This window comes from Palleronia sediminis, assembly GCF_004358695.1.
Taxonomy (GTDB): Bacteria; Pseudomonadota; Alphaproteobacteria; order Rhodobacterales; family Rhodobacteraceae; genus Palleronia; species Palleronia sediminis.
Window position 1 is genome coordinate 91,785 of the sequence record NZ_SNAA01000011.1, and the last position, 13,527, is coordinate 105,311.

Annotated in this window: 12 protein-coding genes and 1 tRNA gene; 7 read left to right on the top strand and 6 right to left on the bottom strand. The window is 66.2% G+C overall.

Annotated features, from left to right (window positions below; genetic code table 11):
• Positions 1–132 precede the first annotated feature (132 nt).
• From E2L08_RS10945 to E2L08_RS10965, 5 genes are all read right to left on the bottom strand, one after another.
• Complete coding sequence (locus E2L08_RS10945; protein ID WP_168771121.1) at positions 133–858, bottom strand: DUF3726 domain-containing protein; 726 nt, start codon at positions 856–858, stop codon at positions 133–135.
• The gene (locus tag E2L08_RS10950; RefSeq protein WP_133397122.1) at positions 855–2,531 is read right to left on the bottom strand and encodes a hypothetical protein; all 1,677 of its coding nucleotides are present in this window, start codon (positions 2,529–2,531) and stop codon (positions 855–857) included. The genes E2L08_RS10945 and E2L08_RS10950 overlap by 4 nt, the downstream gene beginning before the upstream one ends.
• 77 nt (positions 2,532–2,608) lie before the next feature.
• Complete coding sequence (locus E2L08_RS10955; RefSeq protein ID WP_133397123.1) at positions 2,609–4,168, bottom strand: BCCT family transporter; 1,560 nt, start codon at positions 4,166–4,168, stop codon at positions 2,609–2,611.
• Between the two features lie 33 nt (positions 4,169–4,201).
• The gene (locus tag E2L08_RS10960) at positions 4,202–5,215 is read right to left on the bottom strand and encodes a membrane dipeptidase (RefSeq protein WP_133397124.1); all 1,014 of its coding nucleotides are present in this window, start codon (positions 5,213–5,215) and stop codon (positions 4,202–4,204) included.
• Complete coding sequence (locus tag E2L08_RS10965; RefSeq protein WP_133397125.1) at positions 5,212–6,663, bottom strand: aldehyde dehydrogenase family protein; 1,452 nt, start codon at positions 6,661–6,663, stop codon at positions 5,212–5,214. Before E2L08_RS10965 ends, E2L08_RS10960 begins: the two co-directional genes overlap by 4 nt.
• A gap of 88 nt (positions 6,664–6,751) precedes the next feature.
• Here E2L08_RS10965 and E2L08_RS10970 point away from each other — a divergent pair, with 88 nt between their 5' ends.
• On the top strand, positions 6,752–7,615 hold the full coding sequence (locus E2L08_RS10970; RefSeq protein ID WP_133397126.1) for a LysR family transcriptional regulator: 864 nt from the start codon (positions 6,752–6,754) through the stop codon (positions 7,613–7,615).
• Between the two features lie 38 nt (positions 7,616–7,653).
• Here E2L08_RS10970 and E2L08_RS10975 read toward each other — a convergent pair.
• Positions 7,654–7,729 (bottom strand) — tRNA-Lys (locus E2L08_RS10975).
• Between the two features lie 93 nt (positions 7,730–7,822).
• Here E2L08_RS10975 and dapF point away from each other — a divergent pair.
• The 6 genes from dapF (at position 7,823) to E2L08_RS11005 (ending at position 13,489) form a co-directional block, all read left to right on the top strand.
• On the top strand, positions 7,823–8,656 hold the full coding sequence (gene dapF, locus E2L08_RS10980; RefSeq protein ID WP_133397153.1) for a diaminopimelate epimerase: 834 nt from the start codon (positions 7,823–7,825) through the stop codon (positions 8,654–8,656).
• Complete coding sequence (mtaB, locus tag E2L08_RS10985; RefSeq protein ID WP_133397127.1) at positions 8,653–9,909, top strand: tRNA (N(6)-L-threonylcarbamoyladenosine(37)-C(2))-methylthiotransferase MtaB; 1,257 nt, start codon at positions 8,653–8,655, stop codon at positions 9,907–9,909. The genes dapF and mtaB overlap by 4 nt, the downstream gene beginning before the upstream one ends.
• Before the next feature lie 45 nt (positions 9,910–9,954).
• Positions 9,955–10,554, top strand: coding sequence for a glutathione S-transferase (locus E2L08_RS10990; protein WP_133397154.1), 600 nt, complete (start codon positions 9,955–9,957; stop codon positions 10,552–10,554).
• A gap of 182 nt (positions 10,555–10,736) precedes the next feature.
• Positions 10,737–11,312 (top strand): ubiquinol-cytochrome c reductase iron-sulfur subunit, encoded by a 576-nt coding sequence (petA, locus tag E2L08_RS10995; RefSeq protein WP_133397128.1) that lies wholly within the window; start codon positions 10,737–10,739, stop codon positions 11,310–11,312.
• Positions 11,313–11,324: 12 nt separating this feature from the next.
• On the top strand, positions 11,325–12,668 hold the full coding sequence (locus E2L08_RS11000; RefSeq protein ID WP_133397129.1) for a cytochrome b: 1,344 nt from the start codon (positions 11,325–11,327) through the stop codon (positions 12,666–12,668).
• A 14-nt stretch (positions 12,669–12,682) separates the two neighbouring features.
• Entirely contained in the window at positions 12,683–13,489 is an 807-nt protein-coding gene (locus E2L08_RS11005) for a cytochrome c1 (protein ID WP_133397130.1), read from the top strand.
• The last annotated feature ends 38 nt before the right edge of the window (positions 13,490–13,527 follow it).

The following is a 13,527-nucleotide window of genomic DNA, read 5'->3' on the forward strand; positions in this document are numbered from 1 at the left end:
ATCGACACCGGCCCCGCCGTCACTCTACTGCGCGAAAATGCGCCGGCAATCCAGTCGCCCGGCCGGAATCAGGCGCCTTTCTGAACCGCTACTATGGCAACCATCCCCACACGCATCTTTCGCTTTCGCGTTTCAATCGTTGTCGCCGAGAGCCGATCCCGCACCCGCGCGAGACGCTTCCGATGCCGGAACGGTGGTCCGCATCGCAAAGGCGTTGAGGATCGCGATGGTTTCGGCCGCGGTGTGGGCATTGGGGATCGGCGCGGCGCTCGGCCTGCCGGGCGCGGCGGGTTCGGCATCGAGCGTCAGGTCGAGGGTCTTGCACCCCAGCAGGGCCGCGGCCGCCGATAGTTCCGTCCCGCCCGCCCCGATCCGGGCCATTCCACCGGGCCACGACAGGGCGATGGCCAGACCTCTGGCCTGCGCCAGATAGGCGAGAAAGGGCACCAGCAGGATCGGCATGCCTACGGGGCCGAACTCGATCCGTCGCCCTGCGGCTGCGCCTTGGGGAAGGTCTGCATGATCGCAGATCGTTGCGCCCAGAATGATGGGGCAAAGGGTTCTGCCATCCGCGTTGCGCCACTTGCCGGGGGTGGGCGTCGGGCATAGTTCGGACCATGCCATGCCGTCCGCCTGTTCGAGATGAGCGCTCAGATATCCGGGCCCGTCGACACCATGCGAAACGAGCCAGGCTGCGGCAAATCCGGCCTCTTCGGCCATGCCCCAACTCATGCCAGCACCGCGTGCGGCCTTTGTGCATAGCGAAGCCACTTCGTTGCGGGATAACGGCGCCGGCTGCAAATCCCTGAAGAACGCAGTCGAATCGCCGCGGGTCTGATCGTGGGGAACGGTCGTCATGCCTCGATCTCCGATGCGATTTCTTCGGGGAAAGGCGCTCCGGCGAAGAGGTTGATACGCACCCACCGGTCCGACCTCGGGTCGAACTGGCTGGCGCCGAAAAAGGCGAGCTTGCATCGCAACAGGTCGATCGGCAGCATATCCGCGGCAATGAGGTTGTCGCGAACCTCGGCGAAAGGATGATCCCGCGCGATCTGCGCCCGCCGCACCGAGAAGCGGTGTTCCGGGTGGCTCAGGAGAAGTTCCGCGACAGGCGCACCGGCGTCGTGGTTCCTGACCGTCGTATAGAGCTCGCTCATCAGGCGTGCGATGCAAAGCGGCTGTTCCAGCGTCGCGCCGTCCTCGGTCGCGCGCTCTCCCAATCGTGGTTCGAGCTTTTCCTCCGAGACATACCAGAAACGTGCGACGTTCTCCGGGGTGTCGAAGTCGATGGCGAGCGCCCAGTCGTATTCGTTCTCGAGGATCTCGCGCAGCTTTCCGACCGGCATCGCTCCATCGAGCCGAAACCGGGCGGCTTCGTCCGCGCCCATGCATTCGGCCAGGTCGTCCACGAGATCCCCGTGCGGCTCCAGCATCAACGAAAGCAGCGCTTCCTGCCCCTCGCAGGTCAACGTCCTGTCCCCCCAGCGCCACAGCGCGTCCCACGGCCGCACGGCGCCCAAATCCCAGTCGTCCAGCCGGGCGGAAATCAGCCCGAGATCGTGACGAAGGTCGTGCAGCTTGCGCTTTTGCACGGGGTGTTCGGAGTGCCAGACTTCGGCGTTCGCAAGAGCATGCCCCAGTGCCTGACGCAGCCCCGCCACCGCTTCGGGGCGGGAACCGGCCTGCGCCCGGACGCGTGCCAGGGCTTCTTCGCGGGCGATCATCCAGTTGTTGAGCAGGATCGGGTGGCGCACGAGGAAAGGAGCCATGCCGAGGCCGGTGGAATTGCCGACGCCGAGGGTGCGGCGCATTGCCGGATCGAGCTTTGCCGCCCGTTTCCCGCCCCGCGCCGCCGCAATATGCTCGACGATATCCACGGTGAAGGCGCGGATCAGCCAGACGGTCAGCATCTCGACCTGAAAGGGCGCCGAGAGTTCGGGACGCTCGGCGATGTCGGCGCGGTCGCATGCGCCGAACTTGCCCGAACCGTAAACGGCCGTGGTGCGCATGAGATAGCCCACCGCCTCGATTTCCGCGGCGTCCGGTTGCCGACCCGATGACAATGCGGCCACCACATGATCGAAAAGGCGGACCGAGCGATTGGCGCGGGCCAATGTCAGTTCGCTGGGCGTGATGCGTCCCGCCTCCTGGTACGGGACGTTACGGCCCAGGCGCGCGATATCTTCGGCCGTCGGATCCCCGTCGAATAGCGCAAAGGTTGCATCCCAGGCCGTTGCGATCACCCGATCCGAGCGCATCTCGGGGGGCAGATCATGGGCGAAGGCCACGAGGCTATAGGTCCGCTCCGGCCCCTTGGCGCGATAGACGCCGTGGCCGACCCCCTTGTCATCGACCTCCCAAACGGGCCTGTCGAAGGTCCAGCCCTCATCTCGCAGGCGCCGCAGCATGACCCGCAGGAAAGACAACCGGCTCGGGTGAAAGCTGCCCATCCTGGCAAGGCGCATCACCTCGGACGGCGGGCGGCGGAACCGCGCGGTGTCGTCTGACGTCTCGTGTTGAATCAAGGTCATCGCAGCCCCTCCCGACAGGCGAAATAGTCCCGGCCCCGGCGCATCATGCGCCGGGGCCGCTCGGCGTCAGTCGCGCGTTACGCGCGGGCCACCTGAGGGGCACGCCCCAGCATCAGGGTGATCCGCAACGCGTCCCAGAGCGAGGGCAGCAGGATGAGCGAGACCGGTACAGCCGTCACGACGATGAAGCTTTGCAGCTTGCCGATGCCGCCCGCTCCGGTCGAGATCAGGATGAGGGCCATCACACCCATCGCCAGCCCCCAGAATGCGCGCAAACCGGCCTTGGGCTCGCCATTCGTCATGGCTGCCGAGATGACGTAGCTCATCGAGTCGCTGGTGGTCGCGACGAAACACATCGTCAGCACCAGAAACAGGATCGACAGGATCAGGCCCATGGGCATGGCCTGCGTGATCGCAAGCAATCCGGCGGGCAGGTTGAACCCCTCGAACGGCCCCGAGATGACACCCGGCGCGGCGATCTCAAAGAAAATGCCGGAACCGCCGATGATCGTGAACCAGAAGTTCGTGATGATCGGCGCCACGATCGAGAGCACCAGGATGATCTGCCGGATCGAGCGGCCGCGGCTGATGCGCGCGATGAAGATCGCCATCAATGGACCGTAGCCCATGAACCAGCCCCAGAAGAACACCGTCCACCAGCCCAACCAACCGGGATCGCCGAAGAAATTGGCTTCGCCGCGATAGAGCGCCATGCCGAAGAAATTGGTGAGATAAACCCCCATCCCACCGAAGAAGCCCGAGAAGATCTGCATCGTCGGCCCGGCCACGAGCATGAAGGCAAGCAGGACGAAAGCGAGGATCACGTTCACCCGCGACAAAAGCTGGATGCCCTTGGCGAGCCCGGTTACGGCCGAGACGGTATAAATGCCGACCAGCGCCAAAATGGCGACGGCCTGCGTGGCGAAAGTGTCGGGTATCCCGGTCAGCGCGTTCAACCCATAGGACATTTGCAGGCCGAGAAAGCCGATCGGACCCACCGTGCCCGCGACGACGGCAATGATGCACGATGCATCGGCGATCAGGCCGATGGGGCCGTGGATCGCCCGATCCCCGAACACCGGATAAAGCAATGTGCGCGGCGCGAGAGGCAGACCCTTGTCATAGTGGTAGTGCATGAGCATCACGGTCGTCAGCGATCCGAGGATGGCCCATGCAAGGAACCCCCAGTGCAAGAAGCTCTGCGCGAGGGCCATATGGGCACGGGTTTGCTGACCGGCCGCGTCTTCGCCGAAGACAGGCGGCACCGAAAGAAAATGCGCGATGGGTTCGCCGGCGGCCCAGAACACCCCACCGCCCGCCAGCAGGGTGCACATGATCATCGAGCCCCAGCTGAAGGCCTTGAACTCGGGCGCCGCAAGATCGCCCATGACAGTCCGCCCGCCGGGCAGGATGCAAAGCACAAGCCCGATAAGGAAAGTCGCCAGCAGCAGGATCTGCCAGTACAGGCCGAAATAGCGGGCCGAAAACGCGAAGCCCGCATCGACGAGTGCCGAAAGGCCGTCGATGTCGAAGAACGCATATGTACAGAAGAGGGCGATAAAGCCGCCCGTGATCGCGAAGAGGGCCTTGTCCGTCCTCCCGGACGACCCTCCGTTCACCTTGGTCGTGTCGCTCATAACAGTCCCTCCCTGTGAGCTATGTGCCGTGAACTACTCCGCGGCGTTCAGTTGGGCGGCCTCGGGATGGCACTCTGCGCCGAAGCTCTTTCCGAAAAAGGCGTGCCAGTTATCGCCCATGATCCCGTCTGCCGTCGCCTCGTCGAGGCCGGCGGCCCGCAGGCCGGCGCGGATGCCGGCGAGGTCGCGATTGTCGCGAAACCAGTCCGGCATCGCGGGAAAGCCGGTCTCGGTCGCGCTGCCCTCGCCATAATCGATGCGTTTGGTCCAGCGGCCGACGCGCATCCATTCGACGACGCTGTCGGGTTGGTCCTGACACAGGTCGGTGCCGATCCCGACATTGCCCGGACCGACCAGATCGACTGCCAATGCAGCCATGTCGCACCAGGATTGCAGGCTGCAGGATCCGCCGCCCCGCAGGTGGTGCGGGTAGGCGGACAGCCCGAGAAAACCGCCCGCCGCGCCGAGTGCGCGCAGCAGGTCGTCGGACTTGTTGCGCCGCGCCGGGTACCAGGATGCGGGATTCGCATGGCTGATCGTGATCGGTCGCGTCGAATGCTCGATCGCTTGATGGGTCGAGCGCTCGCCCGAATGGCTCATGTCCACGACCAGACCGACGCGGTTCATCTCGGCCACCACCTCGCGGCCCATGCGCGTCAACCCGGTGTCCTCGTCTTCGTAGCAGCCCGTCGCGAGCAGCGACTGGTTGTTGTAGGTAAGCTGCATGAATCGCAGGCCGAGGGTGTGCAGCACCTCCACCAGGCCGATGTCGTCCTCGATACAGGACGGGTTCTGCGAACCGAAGAAGATGGCCGTGCGTCCGGTTTGACGCGCCTTGGCCACGTCTTCGGCCGTGCGGCCTTGAAAGATGAGATCCGGGTATAGCTCGAACCAGCGATTCCACCGCTCGATCACCGAGACCGTTTCCCGAAACGTCTCGTGATAGGCGATCGTGACATGGACGGCGTCCACGCCCCCCGCCCGCATCTGGCGGAATATCCTTTCGGACCAGTTGGCATATTGCAGCCCGTCGATCAGATAGGTCATGCGGGCTCTCCGGCAGAGACATAGGCCGTCTTGACGGTGGTATAGAACTCCGCGGCATAGCTGCCCTGTTCGCGGGGGCCGAAGGACGATGCGCCGCGCCCGCCGAAGGGCACGTGGTAATCGGTTCCGGCGGTGGGCAGATTGACCATCACGGTGCCCGCACGCATGTTGGCGCGGAAATGGCTCGCACGGGCGAGCGAGCGCGTCATGATCCCCGCGGTCAGTCCGAAGGGCGTATCATTGGCCAGGCTCAGCGCCTCGGCGTAGCTGTCGGCTTTTTGCACGGCGGTAATCGGTGCGAACATCTCTTCGCGGTTGATCCGCATGTCGTTGCCCGTATTCGCGAAAACGGCGGGCGCCATGTAATGGCCGTCCGTCGGCATCTCGAGACGCTCGCCGCCGCACAGCAGTTCCGCGCCCTCGTCACGGCCGATGCCCACATAGTCCAGATTCTGTTCGAGCTGGTTCGCACTGACGACGGGGCCGATCTGCGTCCCCTCCCCGAGCGCGTGCCCGACCTTCAGGGATCTGGCAGCGGCTACCAGTCTCTCGACGAACTCGTCATGCACGGCGGCATGCACGATGAGGCGGCTGGCGGCGGTGCATTTCTGCCCCGTTCCGCCAAAGGCCGAACCCGCGGCATGGGTGACGGCAAGATCCAGATCGGCATCGTCCATGACGATGAGCGGGTTCTTGGACCCCATCTCCATCTGTACCTTGGTCATGTTGCCGACTGCCGCCGCCGCGATGCCTCGGCCCACGGACACGGACCCGGTAAAGCTGATCGCGTCCACCTTCGCGCTCTCGACAAGCCGCTGTCCGACGTCGCCGCCGGGCCCGGCCACCAGATTGAACAGCCCCGCGGGAATGTCCTGGCGCGCGATGATCTCGGTCAGGGCACAGGCCGAGGCGGGGGTAAGGTTTGCGGGTTTCCAGACCACCGCGTTGCCGAAGGCCAGCGCGGGCGCGATCTTCCAGGCGGGGGTGGCGGCGGGAAAGTTCCAGGGGCTGATGATCGCGACGACGCCCACCGGTTCGCGGCGCACGTCGATCTCGGTTCCGGGACGCACGCTTTCGGCAAGATCACCGTGCTGGCGCAGCGCTTCGGCGGCGAAATAGGTAAAGAACTGGCCCGCGCGATAGACCTCTCCCTTGCCTTCGGCAAACGGCTTGCCCTCTTCACGCGACAGAAGGCGACCGATCTCGTCAGCGCGGGCCATCAGTTCGGTGCCGATGGCCATCAGCACGTCATGGCGTTTCTGGATCCCGGCGGCCCACCACCGCGGCTGGGCCGCCCGCGCGGCGTCCAGCGCGGCCTCCAGATGCTCGGCATTCGCCTGCCCGTAATGTCCGATCAGGTCCGAGACGTCGGACGGGTTGCGGTTCTCGACCTGCGAGGCGCCGGCCATCCATTTGCCGTCGATGAAGATCCCGGTCTGTTCAGTCATAGGGCACTCCTGTTGCTGAAACAGCTATAGACAGATCGGCGAACTCCAATCATTCTGGAACTTCTGAAGTTTTTTTCAGGAAACCTGAATGTCGATAAAGCTGGAGGCGTTCCGCGTCTTTCGTGCAGTCGCCGAAGCGGGCACCCTGGCCGCCGGCGCCCGCGCCGTCGGTCGCACCCCGTCGGCCGTGTCCATGACACTCGCGCAGTTGGAAACCGAGATCGGCGCGCCACTGTTCGAGACAGACCGCAAGAACCGCCTGACGCCGCTCGGCCACCGCGTTCTGGAGGAAAGCAGCCGCGCCACGGATGTCTTCGATCGCGCTGTCAGCGCCATTCGGCGCCACGCGATTTCATCGGCAGGGAGCGTGCGGATCGCCGCCGTGCCATCCGCCGCGATCGCGCTTCTGCCCGAAACGATCGAGAGATTCCGCCGCGAGCATCCGCACGTCCGTATCGAGATCGCCGACACAGATACCACGGCTGTGCGCAGACGGGTGCGGACCGATGAGGCCGATATCGGGATCGTGTCGGCCGGATCGAGCGACCCGCCGCAAGGTGCGTTGATCCGGCGGGACGATCTCGGGGTGGTCTGTACCGAAGGGGGGCCCATTCATCGCGCCCACCTCGCGGAGGCGGGATCGTCGTCCTGGCGGATCATGGAACTCGAACCGCTTATCGCGAACCCGTTATGCCAGCTCGTGGATCACCCGGCGATCCGCGACCTGCTTTCGACGAGCGCGCTGGAGGCCCGCAATACGACGGCGATCCTCACCTTTGTCCGTCAAGGCCTGGGCGCCAGTATCCTTCCGTTCGATTCGGTCAGGGGTCAGCCGGACGGTATCGAATTCTTTGTCCCGTCCGATCCCGCGACGCAGCGCGAGCTTCGCAAGATCAGGCAGGACGGGAGCCGCATGACGACTCCGGCCGAAAGATTCTGGGAAATGCTATGACACCGGAGCACGCATCGCGGAAAAACCGCGATCTAGCGTGGTGAGCCGACAGGGGCTCGAACCCTGGACCTACTGATTAAAAGTCAGTTGCTCTACCAACTGAGCTATCGGCTCACGCGAGGGGCGACGTAACCGTGTCGCTCTGGCCCGTCAAGCACAAAGCCCGGCCTTTTCTCGATCCGCTGCCATGTCTATATGCGGCGCTCTATGGCCGGGCGCATTTCAGACCTGCCGTTCATGAAGATGCATGGACTGGGCAACGACTTCGTCGTGATCGACCGCCGCGGCCGCGCGGTCGAGGTCACGCCCGCGCTTGCCCGCGCGCTGGGCGACCGGCGCCGGGGCATCGGGTTCGACCAGCTCGCCACCATCGACCCCTGCGACGGGGCGGATGCGCGCCTGACCTTCTGGAACGCGGACGGCTCGCGCTCGGGCGCCTGCGGCAACGCCACGCGCTGCATCGCGCGCTGGCTGATGGAGGATGGTGGCCGGTCGGAGGTGACGCTGCTCACGGAACGCGGGGCGCTCGCCTGCCACGACGCGGGCGGGGGGCTGACGGCGGTGAACATGGGGGCGCCGATCCTCGACTGGCGGGCGATCCCGCTGGCGCGCGAGGTCGATATCGACGCTCTCCCGCTCGACGGGGCGCCGGTCGCGACCGGCATGGGCAACCCGCATTGCACCGTTTTCGTCGAGGATGCCGAGACGGTCGACCTGGCCCGCGACGGCGCCCGGTACGAACACGACCCGCTGTTTCCCGAGCGTACCAACGTGCAGTTCTCCCACGTCGCAGGGCCGGACCGCCTGCGGGTGCGCGTCTGGGAACGGGGCGCGGGGGTGACGCTGGCCTCGGGGTCGTCCTCCTGCGCGGTGGCGGTCGCCGCGCATCGCCGGGGTCTGACCGGGCGGCGCGTGACGATCGCGCTGGACGGGGGCGAGATCGAGATCGACTGGCGCGATGACGGCGTCTGGATGACCGGCCCCACCGTGCATGTCGCGGACGGCCGGCTGACCGCGCAGTTCCTCGGGGGGCTGGGATGAGCGCGCCGGTCTTTTCCAACCACGGCTGCCGGCTGAACGCCTACGAGACCGAGGCGATGAAGCGTCTGGCGGAGGAGGCGGGCGCGCGCGATGTCGTGGTGGTGAACACCTGCGCCGTCACCGCCGAGGCCGTGCGCAAGGCCCGCCAGGACATCCGCCGCCTGCATCGCGACAATCCCGATGCGCGGATCGTCGTCACCGGCTGCGCCGCGCAGACCGACCCCGAGAGCTTTGCCGCCATGCCAGAGGTCGCGCGCGTCGTCGGCAATGCCGAAAAGATGCGCCCCGAGACATGGGCCGCGCTCGCCCCCGATTTCGTCGGCACGGCCGAGAGGGTGCAGGTCAACGACATCATGTCCGTGACGGAGACCGCCGGGCACCTGATCGACGGGTTCGGCACACGCTCGCGCGCCTATGTGCAGGTCCAGAACGGCTGCGATCACCGCTGCACCTTCTGCATCATCCCCTTTGGGCGCGGCAATTCGCGCAGCGTCGCGGCCGGTGTCGTGGTCGAGCAGATCCGCCGGCTCGTCGCCTCGGGCTTCGAAGAGGTGGTGCTGACCGGCGTGGACCTGACCTCGTGGGGGGCCGACCTGCCGGGCCATCCGCGGCTGGGCGACCTGGTGCGGCGCATCCTCAGGCTGGTGCCCGATCTCGCCCGGCTGCGCATCAGCTCGATCGACTCGATCGAGGCCGACGACGCGCTGATGCGCGCCATCGCCGAGGAAGAGCGGCTGATGCCGCATCTTCACCTGTCGCTGCAACACGGGGCCGACCTGATCCTCAAGCGGATGAAGCGGCGCCATCTGCGCGGCGACGCCATCGCCTTTTGCGACGCCGCAAGACGGCTGCGGCCCGACATGACCTTTGGCGCCGACATCATCGCCGGCTTTCCCACCGAGACCGAGGCGCATTTCGCCGACAGCCTCGCGCTGGTCGAGGCCTGCGGGCTGACCTGGCTGCATGTCTTTCCCTATTCGGCCCGTCCCGGCACCCCCGCCGCGCGGATGCCCGCGCTGGACGGCGGTCTGGTGCGCGAAAGGGCTGCGCGGCTGCGCGAGGCGGGCACGCGCGCGGTCGCGGCGCATCTGGCCGCGCAGGTCGGGCGCGATCACCGCGTCCTGATGGAGAGCCCCCGCATGGGCCGGACCGAGCAGTTCGCCGAGACGGTGTTCGAGACCGACCGCCCCGTGGGCCGGATCGTCGAGACGCGCATCGCGGGCCATGACGGCGCACGGCTCAGCGCCGCCTGATTGCGTCTGGCGCCCACGGGTGAAATGCCGCAGGGTCCGCCCATGATGGAGCTGTTCTATTCCCCCGCCTCGCCCTTTGCCCGCAAGGTCCGCATCGTGCTGCACGAAACCGGGCGGACCGGTGACGTGGCGCTTGTCCATTCGGTGCAGACCGCGTTCAGCCCCAACCCGGCGAACCAGAACCCGCTGGGCAAGATCCCCTGCCTGACGCGCGCGGACGGCCCGGCGCTTTACGACAGCCGGGTGATCTGCCGCTTTCTGGCCGAGACGGGCGACGCCGACCTCTATCCCCGCCCCCGCCTGTGGGAGGTTCTGACTCTCGAGGCCACGGCCGACGGGATCATGGATGCCGCCCTGCTGATGGTCTACGAGCATCGTCTTCGCCCCGAGGACAAGCGCCTTGCCGAGTATGTCGAGGCGCAGTGGTCCAAGGTGTCGCGCGCGCTCGACGCGCTCGAGGCGCGCTGGATGAGCCATCTCGCCGGGCCGCTCGACATCGGGCAGATCGCGGTCGGCGCGGCGCTCGGATATCTCGATTTCCGCCATCCCGAACGCGACTGGCGCGGGCCCCGCCCCGCGCTCACCGCCTGGGCGGCCCGCCTGATGGACCGCGAATCGTTCCGCGCCACCGCGCCCGAGGGCTGACCGCGACCCGCCTCGGGATCGCTGCATCGCCGCATCGCGCCCCAATCTCCGCCCCGTGCGGTCCTTTGTCCGCTGGACCCGAAGCCGCGGGACGGCTAGAGAACCGCAAACGCGCAGGATGCCGTCCGTGCGGGCCCTCCATTCCTGCCCGTGCCCCGGCCCGCTAGAAGGAGAGTGTTCCCGTGTCACATACAGACGATCAGTCCGGCACGCGCCGCGATTTTCTGTTCTACGCGACGGGCGGCGCCGGCGCCGTCGTCGCGGGGGCGGCCGTGTGGCCCCTCATCAACCAGATGAACCCTTCGGCCAGCGTCCAGGCGCTGTCGTCGATCCGCGTCGATATCGACGGGGTCGAGCCGGGAACCCAGCTTACCGTGCAATGGCTCGGCAAGCCGGTCTTCATCCGCCGCCGCACCCAGGCCGAGATCGACGAGGCAAATGAGGTCGACGTGTCGACCCTGCCCGACCCGATCGCGCGCAACGCGAATATCGACGGCACCGCACCGGCCGATGACGCGAACCGCACCGTCGCGCCCGAGGGATCGGACAGCGAGGAGTGGCTCGTCATGATGGGCGTCTGCACCCATCTCGGCTGCGTGCCGCTGGGCGACGGGGCCGGCGACTTCAACGGCTGGTTCTGCCCCTGCCACGGCTCGCATTACGACACCTCGGGCCGCATCCGCCGCGGCCCCGCCCCCGAGAACCTGCCGGTGCCCGTCGCGGCCTTCGACGGCGAAACCACCATCGTACTGGGATAAGGAGGTCCGATCATGGCCGGAATACCGCACGACCATTACGAGCCGAAGACCGGGGGCGAACGCTGGCTGCACAAGCGGCTGCCCGTGATCGGCCTGCTCTATGACACGATCATGATTCCCACACCCAAGAACCTCAACTGGATGTGGATCTGGGGGATCGTCCTGACCTTCACGCTGGTGCTGCAGATCGTCACCGGGATCGTGCTCGTCATGCACTACATCCCGTCGACCGATGCCGCCTTCGCCAGCGTCGAGCACATCATGCGCGACGTGAACGGCGGCTTCATGCTGCGTTACCTGCACTCGAACGGCGCATCGCTGTTCTTCGTCGCGGTCTATCTGCATATCTTCCGCAACCTCTATTACGGCTCCTACAAGGAACCGCGCGAGGTGACGTGGATCATCGGCATCCTGATGTACCTGCTGATGATGGGCACCGCCTTCATGGGCTACGTCCTGCCCTGGGGCCAGATGTCCTTCTGGGGGGCGACCGTCATCACCGGCCTCTTCGGCGCGATCCCCTTCATCGGGGAGCCGGTGCAGACCTGGCTGCTGGGCGGGCCCGCCGTGGGCGAATACACCCTGACGCGGTTCTTCTCGCTGCACTACCTCATGCCGATGATCCTGGCCGGCCTGACGATCGTCCATATCTGGGCCTTCCACACCACCGGCAACAACAACCCCACCGGGGTCGAGGTGCGGCGCACGTCGAAAGAGGACGCGCAGAAGGACACGCTGCCCTTCTGGCCCTATTTCGTCATCAAGGACCTGTTCGCGCTGGCGATCATCCTCGCGGTGTTCTTTGCCATCGTCGGATTCATGCCGAACTATCTCGGCCACCCCGACAACTACATCGAGGCGAACCCGCTGGTGACGCCCGCGCATATCGTGCCCGAATGGTACTTCCTGCCGTTCTACGCGATCCTGCGCGCCTTCACCGCCGAAGTGTGGGTCGTCCAGGCCGCGAGCTTCATCACGGGCGGCATCATCGACGCCAAGTTCTTCGGCGTGCTGGCGATGTTCGGGGCCATCGCGGTCATGGCGCTGGCGCCGTGGCTCGACACCTCTTCGATCCGGTCGGGCCGCTACCGCCCGATGTTCAAGTGGTGGTTCGCCCTGTTCGTCGTGAACTTCTTCGTCCTGATGTGGGCGGGGGCCATGCCGGCCGAAGAACCCTACGCCACGATCTCGCTCATCGCGTCGGCCTACTGGTTCGCCTATTTCCTGGTGATCCTGCCGCTGCTGGGCGTGTTCGAAAAGCCGCTGCCCCGTCCCGCGACGATCGAGGAAGACTACGCCAAGCACTATTCCTCCGCGACGGGTGGCACGTCGACCGTCGTGAACCCGGCCGAGTGAAAGAGAGAGAGACGATGATAAGAACCCTGACACTCTCGTTCGCCATCGCGCTCGGTCTTTCCGGCGCGGCGGCGGCCGCCGAGGGAGAGTCGAAAGTCATTGACTACGACTTTTCCTTCGAAGGTCCGTTCGGAACCTACGACCAGTTCCAGCTTCAGCGCGGCCTCCAGGTCTTTACCGAGATCTGTTCGGCGTGCCACGGCCTGAAATACGTCGCCTTCCGTACGCTCGGCGCCGAGGACGGGCCGGGCCTGCCCGAGGAGCAGGTTCGCGCCTTTGCCGCGAATTACGAGGTCTTCGACGAAACGCTGTTCGACGGCGAGGGCGATTTCCGCCCGGCCAAGCCGACCGATCACTTTCCCGAATCCTCGCTGTCAAACGCCCCCGACCTCAGCCTGATGGCCAAGGCGCGGGCGGGCTTCCACGGGCCTTACGGGCTGGGCATCAACCAGTTCATCCGCGGCATGGGCGGGGCGGAATATACCGCGTCGCTGCTGACCGGCTATACCGGCAACGACAAGGAAGAGGCGGGCGCGATCCTCTACGAGAACACCGCCTTCCCCGGTGGCTGGATCGCCATGCCGCCGCCGCTTTACGGTGACGACGTGGTCTATGCCGACGGCACCGAGGCAACGGTCGAACAGGCGTCCAAGGATGTCGCGGCCTTCATGATGTGGACGGCCGAGCCCAAGCTGGCCGCCCGCAAGCAGGCCGGTTTCGCCGGAACGCTCATGCTGACGCTGCTGGCGGTGCTTCTGTACCTCACCAACAAGCGGATCTGGGCGCCGCACAAGCGCAAGGTCAAGCACCCGGCCGAGTGATCGGCGCCGCCTGACGACAGACCAGAACCCGGCCCGTG